We start from the raw sequence: 23,383 nt of genomic DNA on the forward strand, positions 1-23,383 counted from the left end.
GCAGCCGAGCCCGTTCCTCAGCCACACCTACGCCCCTGAGGTAGTAGAGGCCTTACCCGCTGGGGAGCCGAGGGGTGAGACTCCCTCGGCTCCCCAGCAGGAAGCTTCATTCGTCGTCATCCCCGTCGTCCAGGTCGAAGTCGAAGGCCAGCTGGCCCGACAGAGCGTCGTCCGGCGTGGCCGCAGCCTGGGGCTCCGTCGGGTCCAAAGCCTCCTCGATCTCGTGAGGCAGAGCGTAATCGTCCGCGAGTCGCGCGAGGTGGAGGATCAAGGGCAGAGCCAACCCCTCGCGACCAGCACGGTAGTCCTCGCTGAAACGCTGCTGGTGGACGAATGCGGCCCATGCTTCCGCATCGTCACCGGGCTGAAGGCACGCGACGGTCAGTTCGAGGAGGTCCGGATTCCAGGCGTTCGCCGTCGGCCGGTAGGCGTTGTTGCCCGAGGCGTTGGTGTGCGGAGTGAGTTTGGCGTCGTCGTTGGTGAGATTTGGCTGCGAGCCGGACTTGCCGGTCGTGCTGTAGAAGACGCGGTCCGAGTCACCCCGCACTCCGGGCCGCCACAGCCCCATCGCGATGCCCCCACGTTGCTGGCCCTCCAACTTGGGAGAGAGTTCCTCCGCCTCGGCCCAGCACTGTGCCGTTTCGTCCCGGCTGCCATCGGCGATCCGAACGATACGAAGCTGCTTGCCGTACAGACCGATCCGCTGAAGGGGACCCCCGTCGAGGCCGAGCCTGTCCCGTTCCAGCCCGTCGTTCCTCAGCCATGGCCAGCGCTTCCGGACGTCCTGGGCGTGGGTCAGAACGAGCGTCGGGGTACTGCGCAGCTGCGCGAGGGTCTTCTTGACGAAGGCCGCCATGAGGGCCGACTGCTCCGCGCTGTTCTTCCTGCCTTCGACCCTTCCCGTCAATGACTTGAGGAGTTCGGGGTACGGCACCCATGCGTGCATGTCGGCCGACTTGCCCAGCACGCATTTCGCGCCTGGTCGGATGAGCACCGCGATCGGCGTGAACTGCTGCTTGCCCGTGGGCCCGTCAAGGCGGCGTTCCACGAGGTGGAAGGCCACCTGGTTCAGGTTTGCGGGGATGAGCGTGTCACCGAGCGTGTGCTGAGGCACCAGCCGCATGCCAGTCTGGCGCAGGCCGTCCGACCAGGCCGCGGCGGCACGCAGACCTGCATCGGCGAGAGCCTCCTCCGTCTCCGCTTCCGGTTCCGGTGGACGGATGAATTGGGTCACCAGGCCTGCGTCCGCGCAGCCGAGGCGGATCGCGTGCTTGGGGTCGGTCCGTCGCTTGGCGTGGCGGAAGGCATCCTGCCCGTCGAGCTCCACGAAGGCCAGCCGCACCCCGGGGACGGCTTCCCGCAGGGCGGCCATGGCCCGCGCGACACCGATACGGCGCTCCTCGATGGCCTTGTCGTGTTCCTGCCCCCGGCGCGGCACGCCGTCGCCTCCCAGCGGTGCACCGAGAGCGCCCAGTGGCCGCGCGTGCAGCCGGACGGTCAGCTCCTTCGCCTCCCACACCCAGGTATCGGGACCCTGCTCACGCCGGTACCCGGCCAGCCCCAGCCCAGTCTCCGCCGCTGCGATCATCTGATCGCGGATGGCGTCGTTCTGGTGGAGCACGACCGCGGTGAGGTCTTCCCCTTCGAGAGCTTCGGCCAGGCGTGCCCGCAGAACCTGAGCGTTGTGGGCCGCGTTCAGCTCACGCTGGTCCAGGATGACCGCGCGCTCTTCGGGATCCTTCTCTTCCATGTTCTTGGGAATGGACGGCAGCTTCTTGAGCTGCTTCTTGGGCGGCCGCGCGTACGCGCTGCGCTCGAGCTTCGGAACGGAGACGAACTCGGGAGCGATCGCCTGCTCCGCCCACTCGATCAGCCGTCGGCGTTCACTGGGCATCAGTCCGGTGCCGATCGTGTGCCTGCCCATGGCCGCCTGGTGCCCGATCGCGATCCGGATGCCGTCCCGGCCGTGGATCCAGTGGTCGGCCTCCTTCACCAGCCGGTCCGGGGACGGCAGTGCGTCGAGTGCGCTGATCCCGGCGAGCATTCCTTCTGCTCCGCCCTGACGCCAGTCCGTGGTGCCGTTCTTCCACTCCAGCATGGCGACGGCGAAACGCTGCGGCTGCGGGCCATCGTGGACGAGGGAGTCGTCCGGGAGCAGGTACGCGGACACGCCCTTGCCGTACGGCATGTAGACCTTGCCGGTGACGAACCGACGTACGCCGGCGGCCACGTGGACGCGCGGGACGGGTGAGAAGGGAACGGTGCGCACGGTGATGCGGAGGGTCGCCGCGTAGTAGGCCGGCTTGCCGTCGCCGCCACCACGCCGCCCGGGTACGTACTCGATCACGTTCGACATCAGCTCGGCGCCCCCGCTTCCCTGCCCCCTGGCCCCCGTGCGGCCGGCGACCTGTCGGAACGACAGCTGCTGCCCGTGGTGTTCGTACGGTCCCTGGCGCGCGATCCTTTCGGCGAGGACGTCGGGAAGCAACCGGTACACGTGGGACGCGGGCAGAGCGGTTCCTCCGGGCGACACCTTCTGCTCGAGGAGGTCGACCCTGCCGGGCCGCCAGCTGAGAGCCGCGGTGTCGAGGTCACGAAAGCAGTTCATCAGCAGGGCCGCGGTCTCGGGATCGCCGGCCTCGCGCGGGAGGCTCCTGAGCCAGGTGGCGATGTAGAGGTTCGTCACCGCCATCGGGTACGCGTCCTGGCAGTACAGCCAGGGGTTCTCCGAACCGAACCGTGCCGTGGAGTCGACCGTGACGATGTCCGGCGCGGTGGCGCGCATCAGCTGGTTGACAGCCGCTGTGGGTACGCGGCGCCGTCGCTCGGCCTGCCCCTCTGTCATTCCGCCGTGGTAGAGGCGCAGGAGTGGTTCCTCCCAGTGGGCGGGCAGGGAGAGCGTGTGCATCGGGACGACGAAGGGTTTCCGTGCCGGGTCGGGCAGGTACGCCGCCGGACGGTTGTACTGGTAGGCCATGGTGTCGGTTCTCCTCGGAGCAAGGCGTGAAGTCTTCGGACGCGACGCGAACACGTCGGGGGTGCGGTGTGGTGACGGATGCCGTCAGCCCATGTCCACCAGGGCGCGGTAGAGCGGTTCGTACAGCTCACGGACCAGGGACTTGTCGATCGGGGCAAGGTGCCGCTCCGCCGTGTTCCCGTCCTCGAAGAAGGGGGCGAGCACCTCACGCATGCTCGCCAGCAGGCTGGTGTCTGGGGTGTCCGTGTCCTGGAATCCGGCTTCTCTGGGAGAGAAAGCCGCGTCGACGAAGACCACCCGGGCCGGCACGCCGCCGCGCACCAGACGACCGATGACCTGCCACATGACGACGAGCTGATCCCAGGTGAACGCCGTCTTCTCCTCGTCCCGCAGGCTGGACCAGGCCAGCCGCCGGGTGAGGAAGCGGTTCCACTGACGGCGTGCGCGGCTGCGGAACGCCACAGCCGCCTGGTCGGGGGTGGCGGCGGCGAGCGCGTTCTGCCGGAAGGATCCGTCAGCATCCCGGAGTTGGCGTACGGCCCAGTCGTTGATGGACTGGATGGCGAGCGCGATGTCGTCGGGCCGAGGGTGTGGGCGTGCCAGGAAGTAGACCGTGCCGATGGCCGCCTTGCCATCGCGCAGGACGATGTTGTGTCCCCGCTCCACGGCAAGCAGCGGCGCGACGAGAATGTCGCCGCCGACCGAAGGGAAAGCCTTCACGTCACCGCGGGGCAGCGTCCGTGCGGCGGCGTCCTCCGGCAGCCGGGTCCAGGCGGTGTCGGAGTCCGCGTCGTCGGACACGAGTCGGGTGACGCGGCCGTTCCACTCGGGGATCTGGTTGAGGTACTCGGCGGCCCGACGTGCCTCGTCGTAGCTGCCGACGAGCAACAGGATGCGGCGGCGGTCCGGATCGTCGATCTCCTTCAGCTCGGCGTCCAGCATGCTCTCGGCGTCGGGCAGGCTCCGGTCGGGCACCGCGAGCTGGTGCAGCATGTGTAGAAGGGCCTGCGGCCGTTCTTCGGGGTCGCAGCCGGACAGGCGCAGCGGCTTGGGCCGGTCGCTTCCGGGCCAGTACAAGAACTCCTTGCGGAACTCGCTGCCCAGGACGGCTTCGACTTCCTCATCGTGAGGACGCAGAACAGCACCGACGTCGGCATGCACGTGGTACCTGCTCGACGTGCCCGCCCAGCTCGTTGCGGACATGAGCAGGACGTGCGGGCCCGGGCGGCCGTCCACGGCGCACAGGTCACCGAGCCGCATGAGCAGTTCGCGGCCCACGCCGTTGCAGTGGAAGAAGCGGAGTTCACCGCTGCGGTCACCATCGCGCTCACGGTCGTCGTGGCGGAACTGGAAGCCGAGCACGTTACCCATGGGCGACTCGGGGATGACCGCCTCGTAGTCCTTGGGGGGCCTGCGGGAGAGCACGTTCGAGGCGCTCTCGAGATTGAGGGCGGCCTCGACGCGCGGCCACAACGTGGTCATGAAGTCGAGACGGCTGTGCAGAGCGGAAAGGAGCAGGGTGAACTCGAAGCGCCGGGCCTGGAGGTCGGCGTCCGCGAGCACCGTGCTGTCGTCTCCGACGATGTCGGTGAGGGTGTCGCGCAGCATCTCACGCGTCCGTGCTCCCTGGGGCGCGTGCAGGAGTTCCAGGGCGAGGTGGACGAAGGTGTTCACCAAGGGTGTCACTTCATCGTCGTCTCCCGTGCTCTGCTGCTCGTGCAGCGGGTCGTCGCGGAACCGGCCGAGCGCACCGTCCAGCGTCCGGGCCGCCGTAGGCGGGCGTTCGCCCTCCTTCCGCCCCGGGAACCAGCTGTCCAGCAGCAGGTTGTGGAGGGTGAAGGCACTGAAGTAGTCGACGCTGATCCATCGCCTGAGCTTGTCGTCCTTGACGAGCAGGGCGAAGAGGCGGTCGGTGGCGGCGCTGACCGTGTTGACGGCGTTGGTCCAGTCGTCGACGTCACGGGCGGACAGCTGGAGCCGGCCGTCCCGGGCCATCTGCTGGAACTTGTGGACGGCGACCTCGTCGAACCAGGAGTTCGGGGCCTTGCCCACCAGAGTGCTGGCCGGCGCGAAGGCCGTGTCGAGCTGCATCTGCACCCGGTCGGCCTCGTCGACGATGATCAGGTCGCTGAGTCGGCACGCGAGTTCGAGGTACCGGAGCTGTTCCTGGTGCTGGTGCAGTGGGACGGAGCTGTGCACGAGACCGGCCGGGGTGGCGACCCACACCTGTGCGTCGACCAGATCACGAGCCCCGCGGTGGCGCGGACAGCGGTTCCACAACGGGCACAGTCTCCGCTGCGGCTTCGGGCCTTGTGCGTCACGCTGCGTGCTGTACTCCTCGTCGAGGAGGGGATCGCCGTCCGTGGCCTCCTGCTCGGGGACGGTGTACAGCGTGATGCACGGTGCTTCACGGACGCCGAGCGGGCGGCGGGCTTCCAGGCCGCGCAGCACGTCGACGGGGCAGGCGCTGCTGAGGTAGGCGAAGCCCGCGTGGTCGTGCCCGAGCATGGTGGCGGCGCCGGCCGTGGCGGTGCGGCGGTGCAGCCGGTTGATGTTGCGCTCCCTGGTGGAGTGCCCGAGGATCGGCGCCGCCCGCACACCGAGCCGGTCGAACTGCTCCACCACGGCGAGCGTCTCGGCCACGTCGCCGACGACGATGGTGACCCGGCGGGGTGTCCGGGTCACGAGATGGTAGGTCAGGATGTCCCGGAGGGTGGACTTGCCGGCTCCCACCATCCCCACGAGGTGCAGCAGCCGGTCGATCCTCAGCCGTCCCTGTTCTGTGAAGCGGCCGAGTTCCGCGTCGCGCACGAGCAGTTTCACCCGCCGGAGCCGCCCGGCCCAGCCGCCCCGCGCCCCCTCCGGTGCCGTCGCCTCGACGGCGTCCATCTCGTCGGCGGCCTTCTCGAGCTCTTCCCAGGTGACGTCGACGGGCTCTCCACGCCCGGCCGGTGGTGCGTCAAGCGCGTGGGCGCGCGGCAGGGTGTCCGTCAGCAGTTCCTCGTCGAACACCACGGAGTGGGTACGGTCCTGCACCCGGAAGGTGTGCTCTCCCTCCTCGGCGAACGGAATGGACCGCGTCGCGAACCGCGGAGCGGTGCTGAGCAGTTCTTCGAAGATCTCGAAACGGCGTGCGGCGCGCGACGGCTCGCGACGGCGTGGTACGGAGCCGGGTCCGTCGATGTCGTATCCGCGCAGGTGCTGGGGGACCTTCAGGTAGTCGATCAGCGCCTCCGACCAGGCGTGCCGTCGCCGCATGTCCCACAGATAGTGGCGGGCGCGCAGAACACGAAGCCGCTGTTCGTCGGTGCGGACGTCTCCGAACACCTCGCTGTACGGGTAACCGCCCAGCAGCGGCCAGACATCGGCGGCCGTGCGGGTGGGCGTCACGTCCTCCAGGAGGTACAGGCCCAGTTCGACGTCGAGAAGGTCGCCGGGGCGGAAGCTGCCGAGGTTCACCGGCCACACCTCGGTGAGCTGCTGCGGCGAGCAGCGCCGGTGCCATCCTCTGCGGTCACGCACGGCGTCCTCCTTCGGTACGCGGGTCCCCCGCCTTGTCACGCGGGGTGGAGATCTCATCGGCGACCAGCCGCAGGAAGGCCCGGTCGTCCAGCAGGGTGACCCGATCGGCCAGGTCCTCCGGCAGGTTGCGGCGGAACTGCCGCCCGTACGCCTCGTTGTCACGGAAGCGGTAGCGGGGCACGACGAGGAAGGCCCGGTCGTACGGCGGCTCGCTCCTGAACGGCGTGAGGGAGCGCGCCAGGAGAACGGGGTTCACCCGGTCCTTGACGTCCACCGCCCAGTGCCGTCGCCCCGGCAGGGGGACGCGCAGGTCGTACGCGTCGTAGTTGGGCCACATCTCGGCGGTGATTCCGAACTTCTTCTTCAGGGCGGTTTGCAGATCGGTCTCCGCGAGCCCGGGGCTGGTGATGAACATCCGCAGGGGGCGGCTGAGCTGGAAGACTCCGCCCTTGTCGGCACGGAGCGGCGTGCCGTCGTCCGAAGTGCCGTCGCGGCGGCACCGGTCCAGTTCGCAGCGGTGGCCGCCGTGCAGCAGCGGCACCATCAGGCAGCGGCAGCGAGCGCACTGCCGGTATGTGCCGCGCCGCAGGTAGGAGGCGGGTACGGGCTCGTAGCAGCGCTTGATCACGTCGTGCAGCAGCATTCCGCAGTCGGGATCGCCGCCGAGCAGTGCCAGCTCGGCGCCGGTCAGCACGGGCCTGGAGGTGAGCAGGGCCCGGAACGCGGTGTAGGCCTGCGGGGCCTTGGCCGCACGGCACACGGCGAGTGCTTCCCGGATGCGTTCGTTCTCGAAGAGCTCGGCGGCAGGGTCGGCCGCGCTCACCTCCCACTCCAGGCACAGCTGGTGCGGCAGCCGGGTCTCCGGATCGACGAGCAGGGCCGTGCCCGGAAAGTTCTCGGGCGGCAACTCCAACGGCCACTCGATCAGCGGCCGTTCACAAGCCCAGCGGACCATCTGCGGCACACTGCCCGGCGGTTCGTCGCCCCGGCGCAGGCAGTGCAGGACGAGGCGGTTGTACGCGTTCTGCACCTTCGCCGGGTAGACCGGGTTGGGTACCGTCCTCTGCCGGGACAGGCACGCCAGGGCGCTGGCGATCTGTCGGAGCAGGCCCTCGTCCGTGCCGACGGCGTCCTCGGACCGTGCATCCCTCATGTCGGTCGTGGTCACGCCTCCCCCTCTCTCGCGACGGCGCCGTCGGGCGCGGCAGCGGCGCTCGGACACCACCGGGACACCGGGCAGAACCGGCAATGCGGGCCGGGGCGGGCGTCCCATGTCTCGTCCTCCCGCCACGGTCCTGCGTACCGCCGCAGAACCGACAGCGCCTTCCGCTTCTGGCCGGGGTCCGTCGGGTCGATCACGTGCGGATCGGAACCGTCCGGCCGGAGGATCTCCACCTCGACACGCGAGCCGTCCGGATCGCCGCCCAGCGCGCCCTGAGCCAGGAGCGTGACCGCCAGGGCGAGTTGGGGGTAGGTGTCGAGAGGGTCCTCGTGATGGTGGCGCCGTTTCCGTGTCGTCTTGAGCTCCCGCCACACCCACGAGCCGTCCTCCTGGTAGAGCAGGTCGGGTTTGGCGATGACGACGGCCTGCGCCGCGGTGTCGTGGACGACCCGGAGGGCTTCGGGCTCGACCCGCTGGATGAGGGCGGCGTCCTGGAAGGGACAGGCGTCGACGTGGTGGAGCAGCATGTCCCGACCGGCCGCGGCGTCCTCGTCGGAGACCCGCCAGCGGCCTTCTGTCCAGTTCTCGCCCTCCGGGGGCATGTCGCCGGCCGCGCACGGCGGCCATCCCGGGCGACGGTGCAGCTTTTCGATCCAGCCGTGCACCGCCTGGCCGAGCCTGGCCGCGCTGCCGTACTCGTCAGCCTTGGGCAGGTGCAGAGAACGGAGGAATCCCTGTGCGGGGCAGGCCGCGTGATAGCGCAGATCGCTGACCGACACCTTTCTCAGCGGTGCCACCCTCGCGGGAAGGCCGAGGACACCCGGCCTGCGCGGCACGGCCTCGCAGCCCGTGAACTGCTTGCAGTCGACGCAGGATGAGCCGGGTACCGGCCTGCCGCCCGCCACGATACGGGCCACGTGCGCGTGCCCGTGCTCGGCGTAGTAGGCCTCGGCTTCCTCGGCCGTCCCGTCGAACTGCACGCGCGGCCGTCCGTCGGCGAGCCCGACTTCGACGACACGCACCCGCTCGGGCCGGGCGGCGGGTCCATACGGCTGGAACGCGCGCGCCCACTTCCGAGGCCAGGCCGCCTGGCGCCCGTGAACCGCCACGTACACGGCGATGGCGATCCCGCCGGGCTCGGAGTCCTTGGCCTCGCCGTGCCGCAGCCGCCGGTACTCGCGCAGTCGTCCGTCGGCCGACTCGTACCTGCGCCACCAGGCGTACATCTCCCAGAACTTGCCGTTCTCCCGCTGGGCCACCCAGTACGGGCGGACCGGCTGCAGCCGCTGCTCACCGTTGCCGGTGCACGCTTCTGTGTACGTAAGGAGGGCGTGCTCGGCATACGTCAGGTGACCGGGGTGGAGGGCGGGGGTGCGGGAGCGCAGCCCCGCCAGGGCCTGGTCGGGTGTCTCACCGTGGAACTCGACCCGGTCGACGGCGTCCATCACCGGCCCGAGGGTGAACGTCTCGAGTTCCGGCTTCGGAAGCCGGAGAGGCCGGGCCGGCCGCAGACCGGGCCGGGCCTTGGCAGCGGCGTGCGAGGGGCAGGTGTGCTCCTCGCTCCCGCCCGTACCGGGCCCCACGCGCACGAGGCCGTCGTCCCCCGTCAGCCAGTGCGGCTTGTGCCATGCCGTCGTGTCGTGGCTCATTGCCTCCCCCTTGTCTCAGAACAGACGGCACCCTTCGGTCGGGCCGGGTGCGCCGCCGCATTCGACCGTAGCAGGTAATCTTGGAACTCATTGGAAGTTCTTGGCACAGGTTGGTTGCTGCGCTAAGCTGCCCCGCATGGCGGCATCACTGGAGGAACTCGAGCAGCGCCTGTCCCACCTGCGCACCGAGCTGCGCGGTGCCGTGCGCGCACGGGACAAGGCCGAAACCGCGCGCATCCGTCGCGCGCTGCGCGAAGCCGAGGCCGCCTGGGAGCACGCCCTCGAGACCGAGGCGGAAGCGGACGGCGAGGCACTCCCGGCCGAGCCCCCGGCCTCGCAGACGTCGGCAACCACAGGCGCACCACGCCGCACGGAGCGCCCGACGCACGGCTCCATCCCGATCCGCGAACAGGTCCACCAGGCACTCACCCTGCTGGGTGCCCCTGCCTCCCCGAAGCTCATCTCGTCCACGTACGAGGCGTTCTTCACCGAGTCGCTGGTCGCCACCAAACTCGCGTCCCTCCGCCGCGACGAGGAGCGCTCCTTCACGGCGCAGGGCTATGCCCGCCCGTACTACATCTGCGCGGCACTGACCCACGACCGCCTGGTCCCCGCACGCGGACTCCTGGCCCTGTCCACCTGGCCCGTGGAGCGGCGGATCATCGGCCCGCTCAGCCCGCGTGCCGACTTCCTCACCCATGCGGTGGGAACCGCCGAGCAGATCCAGCGACTCACCACCGCGGGGCATCCGGCCCCCGACGCGGCCTGGCGGCTGCTGCGCCGTTTCGCCCTCACGATCCCGGGCGCCTACGACGCCGCGGCCCCGGAACCCGACCCCGCCCGCGTGATCGCAGCCGCCCACGCCGAAGCGGCCGTCCACCGGCAGGAGGACGACCAGCAGCGGCAAGCGGCCGCGCAGCGCGCCCGTACCCAACTCTCCGACGTACAGCAGCTGTTCGGTGCGGCACCGATGCGTGACGCCCTGCGCGACGCGAGTGGGACCCTGTCCTGACGACCCCTTCACGACGGCGATGACGTCGCACGCATCGCACGCCGGTGAGCTCACGAAGACGTACCCGAAGACGTTCCCGAAGTAGAGACGATGCCCTCGCAGCAGTCCGAACCTCCCGACAACCGACTCGCACGGCTGCGAGGACCGCAGCCCCCTCAGCCGTACACCGCCCGCAAGATCACCGCCCTGACCGCCAATCCCGCCTGCGGCCGCCGCGCCGTCCTCGACGCCGCCGGTGTGGACAAGGCACTGCTAGCCCAGCAGGTCGGATACGAGCCGCGCTTCGGCCAGTCACCCTTCTCCCTCGCTCGCGAACAGGCGTTCCACGACCTCGTGAAGTGGGGCAGCTACGCCGAGCTCATCCGGCTGCTGCGCGAGCAGCTCTCCGTCCCCGTGGCGGAGGCCCACGTCGCCGACCTCAACGAGGTAGGAGGCAACACGGACCTACACCTGCGCGAGTGGGAGACCCGCCGCCTCATCGCACACGTGGCCTCCGGCCAGGACGTACGGCTCATCCTCGACCGTCCCGTGCTCACCCTCGAAGTCGCCGGTCAGACGGCGTACTTGGAGCCGGACGCACTCACCCACCGCATCGGGGGGAAGTTCCACGTCGTCCTCATCCGCTCGTTCGCGGCGATCGACGGCCAGGCCAATCCGACCGCCGTCGCCGAGACGGCCAAGCAGGCCGCGGTGTACGTCCTCGCGCTGCACCGCGCCTTCGAGACGGCCGGCCTGCCCACCGAGCAGATCTCCCACGAGTTCCTGCTCGTCTGCCCCAAGGACTTCTCCAACCGCCCCTACGGCCGCCTGATCGACCTCCGGCAGGAACTCGACGCCCTGCAGTTCCAGCTCTCGCGGCTTCGGCGCGCCGAGGACCTCGCGGCCCAACTCCCCGAGACGGCGACTCTGGACACGACCCGAAGCGTGGACGAACTCTCCTCCTCCATAGACGCGTTGGACGCGTCGTACACACCCTCCTGCCTGTCCTTCTGCGAAATGGCGCGCTACTGCCGCGACGAGGCCGACGGATGCGCCTCGCCGGCCCGCCTGGGCAACGGCGTGCGCAACGACCTGCCGGGCATCGACTCCACCCGCACCGCGCTCGACTACCTGGACGGCGTCGCCGCCCCCGGAGAGGCCGAGGCGGAAGCCGCCGACCTGCTGCGCGCCGCCGCCCGGCTGCGCCGACTCCGCCGGGGGGCCGCATGAGCGTCCTGTCCACCGTCGCGACGATCACGGCATCCCGCACCGGCCGTGCCGAACCGCTGACGACCGTCCGCCACCAGCACCTGGACAAGAAGCCGTTCGTCCTGGTGCCGCTCACCCTCGCTGGCGAGGCATGCGCGCCCCTGGCCGCGCTCGCGGGTACGGACCCCGAGCACCCGACCCTCCTCACCGTCCGCCAGCCGCGCAACCGCGCCGAACGCTTTCGGTTCGCCGAGCGCCTCGCCGCCCTCCTCCTCGCGTACATCGACGGGTGCCGGACCGAGACGGAGCCCTACACCGTCGGCCGCGGCAAGGAGAAAGAGGAACGCCTGCGCTTCCAGCGGGCCCCGCAGCTCCTCGTCCCGAACGGCGAGGGCATCGCGTACGTGCGCCTGCTCGGCCGGCTGACCAGACTGCGCGCCATCGAGGGGCCGTACGCGGTCGACCCGTCCGTGCCGACCCTCGGCAAGTGGCTGACCTGGTTCGCGGACCTGGCCGAGTTCCCGGACTCCGGTGTGATGCTCGCGATGACCCGGCTGCTCGCCGCCAACTGGGCCACGGGCCAGAGTTCTTCCGAGGACTCCCACCTCGCGTCCCTGCTCGCCTGGATCGATCCGCCGGAGGGCAGCGACGGCGCGCGGGCGGCACGGGAGGCGGAGGACCCCGCCGTGTGGCCGCCGGCCGGTCCGTCCACCGACCCGGTCTTCGACCGGACCCTGCACGAGTTGATGACGCGCTACGACGAGGCGTCCGACGACCGCGGACGCGAGGCGGTCGGCCGCCAGATCGACCGTGAACTGAGCGGCCAGATGCTGCCCACCTGGCGGCTGATGTGGCGCGGCGTGGAGCTGCTCCGCGAGCTGCCGGAGGGCGCCCACGTCCCCGGCCGCTGGGCCCTCGACCGGCGCTGGTTCTCCGAGTACGCCGAGTACCTGGACGCCGACGGCCGCCCGCAGGCCCGCCGCGACCAGGCCGTCCGAGCCGCCCGCCGCCTGGCCCGGCTGGAGGACGCGGTCACCCGCTATGAAGCGCAACGCGCGTACGACGACCCGCTGGTGATGGCGGAGTACGAGCTGACCGGCGAGGCGTTCACGGGCACGGTCACGGCCAGGGACGAGGACCGCTTCGTCCCCGGCGACCGTCCCGGATCCCAGGTGTGGCGTCCGACGATCATCCTGCGCACCGGCACCGACGTCCGCGTCGATCTCGCGGTCGGCACGGAGGTGAAGTCCCCGGCCCGGCCCGGCCAGGAGGCCCGCATCCTCGAAGTCAGGCGGGAGGACGACGGCGGCCACACCGTGGTGCTCCAGCTCAAGGGCGGTTTCGCGAGGAAGCGCACACCGCCGGCACCGCCCGGCACCCTCGCGGAGGCCGGCGAGCAGCTGACGTACACCACGCTCAATCCCACGGCCATGCCGTCCGCCCTGCCCGACGAGGAGAACACCCCCTGGACCCACGGCGGTCCGCCGCAGCCGTACGAGCCCACCGACGAGGACGCAGAGGAGACCTGGGAGTGACCGCCCTCCTTCCCGACACCGGGGAGCCCGAAGCCCTCACCCCCGGCGAACGCGCGGACCGGGCGGTCGCGGGGATCCTGACCAGCCTCGACACCGCGCCCGGCCGGGGCGTCGTGGTGGACTCCCCTCCCGGAGCCGGAAAGTCCACGCTGGTGGTGAAGGCCACCGGGCACCTGACGTCCGCTGGCCACCAGCTCATGATCGTCGCGCAGACCAACGAGCAGGTCGACGACCTGGTGGACCGCATCGCGCGGGAGCACCCCGGCCTGGCGCTCGGCCGCCTCCATGCCGGCGGCCACGTCCTCCCGCCCCGCGTCACCCGGCACCCCAACGTGACCGGGAGCAACCAGGTGACGGACCTGCGTGACCTGCCCGTCGTGGTGTCCACCGCGAAGAAGTGGTCGTTCGTCACCCCGGACAAGTGCGCGCCGTGGCGGTGGGCCATCGTCGACGAGGCGTACCAGATGCGCTCGGACGGGCTCCTGGCGACGGCCCCACTGTTCGCCCAGGAAGACTCGCAGGTCCTCTTCGTCGGCGACCCCGGCCAGCTCGACCCCTTCGCCACCGTGGAGACCGACCGCTGGCACGGCCTGACCTGGGACCCCCTGCGCAACGCGGTCGACGTCACCCTCGCCCACAACCCCGACCTCCTCCGCCACCAGCTCCCCGTCTCCTGGCGCCTGCCGGAGACGGCGGCACCCCTGGTCGAGCGAGCCTTCTACCCCTTCTACCGGTTCGTCCCCGGCACGACGACACCGGAGCGCGTGCTCTCGTACGCCAGCCTGCCGCACGGCTCCGGCCCACTGGACGACGTCCTCGCCCGGGCCGCCGACTCCGGCTGGGGCCACCTGGAACTCCCCGCCCGCCACACCCTGGACCAGGACCCGCAGGTGGCGGATGCCCTCGCGGCGACGGCGGCCCGGCTGCTGGAGCGCGGCGCGCTGGTCAACGGGGAGCCCCTGACCGCGTCGCGCATCGCGATCGGCACGGCACGCACCGTGCAGGCGGACGCGGTCCGCTCCCGCCTCGCCGCCCGCGGCCTGACCGACATCACCGTGGACACCGCCAACCGCCTCCAGGGCCGCGAATTCGACGTCACCCTGGTCTGGCACCCGCTGTCCGGCCGCCACGACGCCTCCGCCTTCCACCTGGAGACGGGCCGCCTGTGCGTCCTGCTGTCCCGACATCGCTTCGCGTGCATCATGGTGGCCCGCGCCGGCATCCGCGACCTGCTGGACCGGCATCCGCGGAGCAGTCCTGTGTACCTGGATGTGCCGCCGAAGTTTCCGGATGGCTGGCGGGCGCATCAGGTCGTGATGGGGCATTTGGAGCGGGTGGAGCACCGGGTGCGGGCGGCGTGAACATGGCACGAATGGGGTCATTGTCGGTGGCAGGCTGTACGGTCCACGAAGGCGTGGCGTGAGGGAGATATCCAGAGCATGGCAGCAGTGATCGAGAACCCGATCATCAATTCGCCGTACGCGGAACCGGCCTGGCACTGGGAGCTGGACCAGCGGGGCCAGCCGACCGGCGAGCGGGTACCCGGCCGCCGCCCGAGCGAGACCTGGATGCCTGTACCGCGTGCCAGGAAGGGACGCAAGACCGGCGCCGGCGTCCAGCACGAGCTGTTTCTCGACGGCATCCTGGAGGAGCGCAAGGGCCAGGACGTCATCGGCAACATCCGAGCCGAGGTCTCTCGCTGGCGCCAGGCGGGGTATCCGAACATCACGCCCACGACGCGTCGTCTTCTGGAGTACTGGACGGACGGCACCCGGGAGCGGAAGCTGTTCTTCGCCCAGGTGGAAGCCGTGGAGACCGCCATATACCTGACCGAGGTGGGCACGAAGCTCGGCAAGACGTGGATCAGCGCCCACCTGGACGAGGCCAATCAGGAGCACAACGCCGGCCTACCCAGAGTCGCCCTGAAGATGGCGACGGGCGCGGGCAAGACCGTGGTGATGGCGATGCTGATCGCCTGGAACACCCTCAACAAGGTCGCCGGCCCGCAGGACCGCCGGTTCGCCAAGCGCTTCCTCCTGGTGGCGCCCGGTGTGACCATCCGGGACCGGCTGCGTGTGCTGATGCCCTCCGACCCGAACAACTACTACAAGGAGCGGGACATCGTCCCCGCAGACCTGTGGGGTGCGCTCGGTCAGGCTCAGGTGGCGATCACCAACTACCACACGTTCATGCTCCGGACGACGCGGGAGGGTCAGGGACTCGCGTCCAAGACCAAGAAGCTGCTCCTGGCCAGGTCCAAGGACGACCCCTTCGTCGAGACGCCCGCCATGATGGTCAACCGGGTCCTGCGCGATCTGGGCGGGAGCAAGGGCGAGATCATCGTATTCAACGACGAGGCTCACCACTGCTACCAGACCCGCGGGGCCGCCCTGGAGGGGGCCATCACCGTGGACGAGCTAAAGGGGGAGGAGAAGAAGCAGGCCGAGGAGGAGAACAAGCACGCACGCCAGTGGTTCGACGGCCTGAACCACATCATGCGCAAGACCGGCATCAAGACCGTCTACGACCTCTCCGCGACCCCCTTCTACCTGAACGGCTCGGGCTACCCAGAGGGCACCCTCTTCCCGTGGGTGGTCAGCGACTTCGGACTCCTGGACGCCATCGAGTCGGGCCTCGTCAAGATCCCGCGTGTACCCGTGGACGACGACGCGGAACACAAGGACGTCTCGTACCTGAACCTGTGGGAGCACATCAGGGACAAGATGCCGACGCGCGCCCAAAAGCCGGAGACGCTCGCGGACAAGACGCTCCCACCTGTACTGGAAGGTGCCGCCCACAGCCTGTACCGGAACTACGCGCAGGCGTTCGCGCGGTGGGAGGAGGAGACCCGGGGCACCGGATCCACGCCCCCGGTGTTCATCATCGTCTGCAACAACACGACGGTCTCGAAGTGGGTGTACGACCAGATCGCCGGACGTGAGCTCCCGGACGCCGACGGACTCGGCAAGCCGGGCATGCTGGAGCACTTCTCCAACTACGACGCCCAGGGCCGCCGCTATGCCGTCCCGCGCACCATCCTGGTCGACTCGGCGCAGCTGGAGTCCGACAACCCCCAGCTCGACGCGCAGTTCAAGGCAGCGGCGGCCGAGGAACTGGAGGCGTTCAAGGAGGAGTACCGCACCCGGTTCCCGGACCGCGACGTGGAGGCTCTGAAGGACGCCGACCTGTTGCGCGAGGTCCTGAACACTGTCGGCAAGAAGGGCAAGCTCGGGCAGGACGTGCGGTGCGTCGTGTCCGTGTCCATGCTGACGGAGGGCTGGGACGCCAACACGGTCACGCACATCCTCGGGGTCCGAGCGTTTGGCAGTCACCTGCTGTGCGAACAGGTGGTGGGCCGCGGCCTGCGCCGCATCTCGTACGCGGTCAACGAGGAGGGGCTGCTGGAACCGGAGTACGCGGACGTCTACGGCATCCCGTTCCAGTTCATCCAGACGGATCCGAACCGGGAGCTGAAGTCCAAGCCTCGACCGGAGCCGAAGCACGTCCGGGCCATGAAGGACCGGGAGGACCTGCGCATCACTTTCCCTTGCCTGGAGGGATACCGGGTGGAGGTGGAGGAGGCGCAGTTCTACGCGGACTTCACCGAGGCGGAGCCGTTCAAGGTCGACGAGGGCGTCGCCACGCGGGCCGATGTGGAGGGCATCGTCGGAGAGCAGGCCCGGCACACGCTGGTCGACGGCCGGGACATTCGTGTGCAGCAGGTCTCCTTCCAACTGGCCAAACACGCACTGGACTTGCTGGAGGATCCGAAACTCGGACGTAAGCCGTGGATGTTCCCGAACCTGGTACGGCTCGCCAAGGACTGGATCACACACTGCGTCGGCACGGACAACCAGCGTGCCCTGGCGATCATCTCCCAGGTCTCCGAGGAGCGGCAACGGGCCGCTGAGTTGTTCTTCGCCGCGCTGAACCGCCAGGAAGGCGACAACACGTCCAAGGTGCTGCCCATCTTCGCGCGCTACGCGCCGGAAGGCTCCACGGACAACGTGGACTTCTACACCACCAAGGCGGTCTACGAGGCCGACGAGGACAAGTCGCCGGTGAACTACGTCGTGCTCGACGGGATAGACGGCAACACGTGGGAGCAGATCCTGGCCACGCTGCTCGACGGCAACAAGAACGTGCAGTCGTACGTCAAGAACGACCACTTGGAGTTCGCGATCCCCTATCTCTTCGCGGGACGCACGCACCGGTATCTGCCCGACTTCATCGTCCGGCTGAAGCCCCGGGACGAGGACGACGAGCAGCTCCACCTGATCGTGGAGGTCTCGGGCTCGCGCAAGTCGGCTGGCAAGCGGGCGGTGAAGGCGGAGACCGCGCGGATGTGGTGCGCGGCCGTGAACAACCACGGCGGCTTCGGCAAGTGGGGCTATGTCGAGCTGTCTCAGAACCCGACCACATTCAAGTCCGGCCTGGCGGCCGCGATCGAGTCGCTCTACGGCGACGGGGCGCTGACGGGGCTGTGCGAGGAAGGGCTCAAGAGCCTGGACAGGCTCAAGAGCGACGATGACGAAGCGGACTGGGGCGACGACGACTACCCCTGGGACGACGACCTGTTCAGCGCGGCGCGCGAGGCCGAGGGCGAATCCCGGCAGCGGCGGCAGCACGACGGCAACGACGACGAGGAAGGGAAGTAAGCACGATGGCCGCTCCCCGGAAGCGCATTGCGAAGACCGCCGCGAACAGCACCAAGGCCGTGCAGGCCATAAAGCATGAGGAAACACGAGTGAACAACCCGACGGCGGACGCGTTCGACCTGGTCACGGAGGCAGTCGAGGCTGCCATGACCTGGCGCGGCAAGCGCGACTTCGCCAAGGACCCCCAGCTTGTCTGGAAGGGCAAGGACGAGCAGGACGGCGAGGACCTGGAGGTCCCGGCCCCGCCGATCTTCCGGCAGGAGCGGATCGAACCGCGTTACCTCGTCAAGCAGCTGATGGACGAGACGAAGAGGCGGCGGGAGAGCCAGGGAGGTGAGAGCGCCGGGGAGGAACTCTCGCTCTTCGGTACCGAGTTCTTCGACGACGGTATCCCGGATGAGCTGGACAAGGTCGACTGGTACAACCACCAGATGAACTGGACCAACCGCATGATCCTGGGCGACTCGCTCCAGGTGATGGCGAGCCTCGCGGAGCGGGAGAATCTGCGGGGCAAGGTTCAGATGGTGTATATCGATCCGCCGTATGGGATCAAGTTCAATTCGAATTGGCAGGTATCTGCGCGGTCGCGGGATGTCAAGGATGGGAATCTCGCATCAGCGACCCGTGAAGTGGAGCAGCTCAAGGCATTCAGGGACACGTGGGACCTGGGTATTCACTCGTATCTCTCCTACCTGCGCGATCGTCTCTATGCAGCGCGGGATCTACTGACCGAATCAGGATCGGTTTTCCTGCAAATCGGCGACGAGAATGTTCACCTCGCCCGAGCGCTTCTGGATGAGGTATTCGGGGTTGAAAATTTCGTCACACTAATCACCGTAAAGAAGACCTCTACCGGGACAGGTGATTTCCTAGCCAGCGTCTCTGATTACGTAATCTGGTACGCGAAAGACCGCCCGCTTCTCAAGTATCGACAGATCTATAAGGTGAAGTCAGTTGGGGGCGAGGGGGCGGCTGCCTACAACCAGCTTGAGCTTCTCGACGGGAGGCGCCGACGCGCTACCAAGGAAGAAAGAGAGGACCCGTCGCTCGCACCTACGGGAGCGCGTTTCTTCCGCCCTTCGCCGCTCACCAGCGACTCTGTTGGGCGAGACAAGGGTGAAGGTGCAGCAAGCTGGTTTCCCGTAGAGCTTAACGGTCAGGCGTTTCTTCCTTCGATCAAGGTTCGCTGGAAGACGAATGAAGTTGGAATGAACCGCCTTAAGGCGGCAAACCGATTGGTCGCCACAGGGCGTTCGCTCAACTATCTCCGCTACTTGAACGATTTCCCAGCGTACCCCATCAACAATCTGTGGGAAGATACTCAGTCCGGCAGCGGCATGGACAAGATCTACGTAGTCCAGACCAACACCAAAGTCATCGAACGCTGCATGCTCATGGCCACAGACCCTGGCGACCTCGTCCTCGACCCCACCTGCGGCTCCGGCACCACCGCCTACGTCGCCGAGCAGTGGGGCCGCCGCTGGATCACCATCGACTCCTCCCGTGTTGCCATCGCCCTCGCCCGGCATCGCCTGATGGGCGCCAAGTACCCCGCCCACCTCCTCGCCGACTCCCCCGAAGGAAAGGCCAAGGAAGCCGAACTCAGCCAGCAGCCGCTCGACCGCTCGCCCTCGAAGCACGACATCCGCCGTGGCTTCGTCTACGAGCGTGTCCCGCACATCACCCTGAAGTCCATCGCGAACAACCCCGACATCAAGGAGGGTATGACTCGCGACCAGATCGACAAGGCGATCAAGAAGCACGCCGAGTTCGAGACGCTGTACGACCGGCCCTACGAGAACAAGAAGGCCGTCCGCGTCGCCGGCCCCTTCACAGTCGAGTCGCTCTCGCCGCACCGCTCCGTCTCCTTCGACCAAGACGTCCCCGCCTCCGAGAAGGCCGCCGAGATGATGCCGTCCGGCGCCTCGTACGAGGAGACGATCCTGGAGCACGTCAAGAAGGCGGGCGTGCAGAACGGCTACCGGAACGAGCGGCTGGAGTTCGAGTCGGTCGAGCCGGTGTCCGGGCGGATACTGACCGCCGTCGGCATCCGCAAGGACGCCGAGGAGGGGACACCGGCCCGCGTCGGTATCGCGCTCGGTCCCGAATACGGAACCGTCGACTCCCTCTTCATCAAAAACGCGGCCCGTGAAGCCCTTCGCTTCGGCAAGATCGACCTCCTGCTCATCCTCGGTTTCTCCTTCGACGCGAACGCGACCGAGGCGACCAACGAGATCAACCAGGAGCGGGGCGAGTTCTCCGTCATCCAGCAGCGTCAGGTCGGCAAGATGGCCGTGCTCAACGTCCGTATGAACCCGGACCTCGCCATGGGCGACGAACTCGCCAACACAGGCGCCGGAAACCTGTTCACGGTCTTCGGCGAGCCCGACATCGAGCTGACGGAGACGAGCGACGGCCAACTCGTCGCCGAGATCAAGGGACTCGACATCTACAACCCGACGACGGGCGACGTCCGCGCCGAGGGTCCCGACGACATCATGATGTGGTCCATCGACACGGACTACGACGCCGAGGCCTTCATCGTGCGCCACGTCTACTTCTCGGGCGAGAACGGGAAGTCCACGGGGCTCAACCCGTACGAGCGGCTCGGCAAGGCGCTCAAGGGACAGATCGACGACGAGGCGCTGTCCACCCTCTTCACCACGAAGTCCCGCCCCTTCCCCAAGCCCGAGTCCGGACGCATCGCCGTCAAGGTCGTCAACTACTACGGCGACGAAGTCCTCAAGGCCATCGACATCTGACACCACCGGGTGGGGTGCGTACCGCCACGGCACGCACCCCACCCGCCACCGACCACGCCACACGAAGGCACCACGTCACCGCACCAGCACCAGCACAACAGCCAGTTTCGGGGGGAACAGTGCAGTTCACGGACGCCCAGCGCACCGCCATCGACACCCACGACGACAACCTCCTCATCGTCGCCTGCGCCGGTTCCGGCAAGACGGAAGTGATCTCGCAGCGGATCGCCCGCCTGATCGGACGGCCCGGTGTCCAGCCCAGGAACATCGTCGCCTTCACCTTCACCGAGAAGGCCGCAGGCGAGTTGAAGGAGCGTGTGCACACACGGATCCGTGAACTCCACGGCGAGGTGCACGGCCTCGCCGAGATGTACATCGGCACCATGCACGGCTACGCCCTCGACCTGCTGCACAGCCACGTGCCCGAGGCGTTCAAATACAACGTCCTCAACGACGTGCAAACCCGCCTGATCATCGACAAGTACAGCACCCAGTCAGGGCTGACCACGACGAACGCGATCGTCCAAGGCACCCCGAAGCCCCTGCGGCGCTGGGTCAACTCCAAGCTGTACCAGCAGGTCATGTCGATCCTCCGGGAGGACGACGTAGATCTGGACGGGCTCCGACCCGACGTGGCGGACGGGCTCGACAAGTACATGCGACTGCTCAGCGAACGCGCGTACTTCGACTACACAGCAATCCTCCACAACACCGCGGTCCTCCTCAACGACGACAACGACGAGGGCGACGAGTCCGTCCTGAGCCTCCAGCGGCATGTCAAGGAGACGGTCAGGTACGTCGTCGTCGACGAGTACCAGGACACCAATCCGGTCCAGGAGCAACTGATCCGCGGGCTCACCCGCCACGGGGCGAACCTCTGCGTGGTCGGTGACGACGACCAGACGATCTACCAGTGGCGCGGCAGTGCCGTCGAGAACATCCTCACGATCGAGAACCGCTACCCGGGCGTCCGCCGAGCCACGCTGAACGAGAACTTCCGCTCCAGCCCCGCCATCGTCGACCTCGCACGCCGAGTCGTCGAGCAGATTCCGCCTGGCGAACGCCTCAACAAGGCGATGACGGCCGCCGGCCACCAGACCTTCGACCGCGGCGACCTGCTGGCACTCGAATTCCCGGACACGGAGGCGGAGGCGGGCTGGCTCGTCGACCGCATCGAGCGGCTGCGCGGCGTACCGTTCCAGGACCGGGAAGGCAGCGAGCCCCGGGGACTCGACTGGTCCGACTTCGCCGTCCTGTTCCGCTCCGTCAAGGCCGACGCCGGCCCGCTCGTCGAAGAACTCCGACGCCGCGACATCCCGTATGTCATCAAGGGCCTGACCAAGCTCTTCGAGACACCGGAGGTCCAGGCGGCCGTCAGCTGCTTTCGGTTCGTTGCGGGGGAGGCCGACGAGCAGGACGTGATCGACGCATGGGTCGACGCCGGCGTCGGGCTCACGGAGGGCGATGTCCGCGCCGGACTCCCCGTGCTCACCGCGGCCATGCGGTGGGACGCGTCCAAGCCCTGGGACTCCACCACGCTCCAAGGCGTCTTCCTTGATTTCCTCGAAGCCGTCGAGCTGCGCGAGGAGCGTGTTCCGCGCGAGCGGGGCGAGCTCGTCTACTACAACCTCGGTCGCTTCTCCACCGCGATCGGGGACTTCGAGCGCATCCACCTCACCAGCGAGCCCCAGCAGCGGTTCGACGCGTTCGCCAAGTGGGTCGAGTACCAGGCTCCCGACTACTACGAGGAGTCCGACGGGGACAACGGCTACGCCCAGCCCAACGCCGTCGTTATCGCCACCGTCCACCAGGCCAAGGGCATGCAGTGGCCCGCCGTCTTCCTTCCTGCCCTGCGCCAGAACACCTTCCCCGCCTCCCGCCGGGGCGGTACCAACGTCTTCCATGTGGTGGAGGCGGACCTCGTTCCCGGTGCCGACCGTTACCGAGGCACCAAGGCCGACGAGCGACGCCTCTTCTACGTCGCCGTCACCCGCGCCCAGAAGTACCTGGCACTCTCCTTCGCCCCCACGGAGAAGCGCACAGGCAAGAAGCGTTCGGACTTCTTCAACGAGGCCACGCAGGTGCACACCGTCCTGACCCGCGAGGTCCACCCTTCCCCCGACGGACGGCTCACGCCAACCCCCATGCGCGGTATCCCCGAGGTCGTCATGTCCTTCTCGGACCTGAAATACCTCTTCGAGTGCCCGTATTCCTTCAAGCTCCGTCTTCTGTACGGCTTCGACTCGCCTCTGCAGAAGGAACTCGGCTTCGGCAAGTCGCTCCACGACGTCATGGCGGAGATCCACAAACGGGCCATCGAGGGCGACATCGCTGCCCCGGAGGAGGCGGAGGACCTGGTTGACCGTCACCTCAACCTCCCCTTCGCGAACAAAGCGGCGGCAGACCAGCTCCGCCCCGCCGCCGAGACGGCCGTGCGGCGCTACCTGGAACGTCACGGCGCGACCCTGCACCAGACGAGATACTCCGAGCAGCCCGTCGAGATCCACCCGGTCCCCGGCGTCACCGTCACCGGCCGCGTCGACCTGATCAAGCGACTGGACACGAACGAGACGTCGGTCGTCGACTTCAAGTCGAGCGAGCGCGCTCAGGCCGAAAACCTCACCCGTGACCAACTGCACCTGTACGTACTCGGATACCGGGAGCTGACGGGCCAGAACGCGGATGTCGTTGAGGTCCTCAACCTTGATAAGGCGGGACGTGACACGCGCGAAATGGTGGACCCCGAGGTCATGACCGACCTCAGCAAGCGGGTCACGGAGGCTGCGGACTCCTTGCGCACCAACCGGCTACCCCGCCTGGACAGTTGGTGTTCGTCCTGCGCCGGCTGCGACTTCGCTGGCGTCTGCCGAAGTCGCGAAAGCTGACGGAACTCTGCCATCCCACCTGAGAGCCCGTTC

11 protein-coding genes are annotated in these 23,383 nt (G+C 68.4%); 7 read left to right on the forward strand and 4 right to left on the reverse strand.

The features are described 5' to 3' along the window. Positions 1–106 precede the first annotated feature (106 nt). The 4 genes from ABZX30_RS26505 to ABZX30_RS26520 form a co-directional block, all read right to left on the reverse strand. Entirely contained in the window at positions 107–2,977 is a 2,871-nt protein-coding gene (locus ABZX30_RS26505) for a DUF3962 domain-containing protein (protein ID WP_355937707.1), read from the reverse strand. Between the two features lie 84 nt (positions 2,978–3,061). Continuing rightward, positions 3,062–6,499 carry a signal recognition particle gene (locus ABZX30_RS26510; protein ID WP_355937709.1) on the reverse strand — a complete coding sequence of 1,146 codons (3,438 nt, stop codon included), beginning with the start codon at positions 6,497–6,499 and terminating at the stop codon, positions 3,062–3,064. Further along, positions 6,492–7,667, reverse strand: coding sequence for a hypothetical protein (locus ABZX30_RS26515; protein WP_355937711.1), 1,176 nt, complete (start codon positions 7,665–7,667; stop codon positions 6,492–6,494). Before ABZX30_RS26515 ends, ABZX30_RS26510 begins: the two co-directional genes overlap by 8 nt. Further along, a complete protein-coding gene (locus ABZX30_RS26520; protein WP_355937713.1) occupies positions 7,664–9,310 on the reverse strand; it encodes a PD-(D/E)XK nuclease family protein in 1,647 nt (548 codons plus the stop codon). The genes ABZX30_RS26515 and ABZX30_RS26520 overlap by 4 nt, the downstream gene beginning before the upstream one ends. Before the next feature lie 136 nt (positions 9,311–9,446). Here ABZX30_RS26520 and ABZX30_RS26525 point away from each other — a divergent pair, with 136 nt between their 5' ends. The 7 genes from ABZX30_RS26525 (at position 9,447) to ABZX30_RS26555 (ending at position 23,350) form a co-directional block, all read left to right on the forward strand. Next, a complete protein-coding gene (locus tag ABZX30_RS26525) occupies positions 9,447–10,322 on the forward strand; it encodes a hypothetical protein (RefSeq protein ID WP_355937715.1) in 876 nt (291 codons plus the stop codon). 90 nt (positions 10,323–10,412) lie between these two features. Beyond that, positions 10,413–11,531, forward strand: coding sequence for a hypothetical protein (locus ABZX30_RS26530; RefSeq protein WP_355937717.1), 1,119 nt, complete (start codon positions 10,413–10,415; stop codon positions 11,529–11,531). Then, the gene (locus ABZX30_RS26535) at positions 11,528–13,045 is read left to right on the forward strand and encodes a hypothetical protein (protein WP_355937719.1); all 1,518 of its coding nucleotides are present in this window, start codon (positions 11,528–11,530) and stop codon (positions 13,043–13,045) included. The genes ABZX30_RS26530 and ABZX30_RS26535 overlap by 4 nt, the downstream gene beginning before the upstream one ends. Further along, positions 13,042–14,406, forward strand: a complete 1,365-nt coding sequence (locus tag ABZX30_RS26540) for an AAA family ATPase (RefSeq protein WP_355937720.1) — start codon at positions 13,042–13,044, stop codon at positions 14,404–14,406. Before ABZX30_RS26535 ends, ABZX30_RS26540 begins: the two co-directional genes overlap by 4 nt. A 78-nt stretch (positions 14,407–14,484) precedes the next feature. Beyond that, complete coding sequence (locus tag ABZX30_RS26545; protein ID WP_355937722.1) at positions 14,485–17,703, forward strand: BPTD_3080 family restriction endonuclease; 3,219 nt, start codon at positions 14,485–14,487, stop codon at positions 17,701–17,703. 5 nt (positions 17,704–17,708) lie between these two features. Continuing rightward, on the forward strand, positions 17,709–20,465 hold the full coding sequence (locus tag ABZX30_RS26550; RefSeq protein WP_355937724.1) for a site-specific DNA-methyltransferase: 2,757 nt from the start codon (positions 17,709–17,711) through the stop codon (positions 20,463–20,465). A 119-nt stretch (positions 20,466–20,584) separates the two neighbouring features. Further along, positions 20,585–23,350: an ATP-dependent DNA helicase gene (locus tag ABZX30_RS26555; RefSeq protein WP_355937726.1), complete on the forward strand. Its 2,766-nt coding sequence runs from the start codon at positions 20,585–20,587 to the stop codon at positions 23,348–23,350. Positions 23,351–23,383 lie beyond the last annotated feature (33 nt).

The sequence above is a fragment of the Streptomyces sp. NPDC004542 genome (genome assembly GCF_040610035.1).
In the GTDB taxonomy this organism is placed as follows: domain Bacteria; phylum Actinomycetota; class Actinomycetes; order Streptomycetales; family Streptomycetaceae; genus Streptomyces.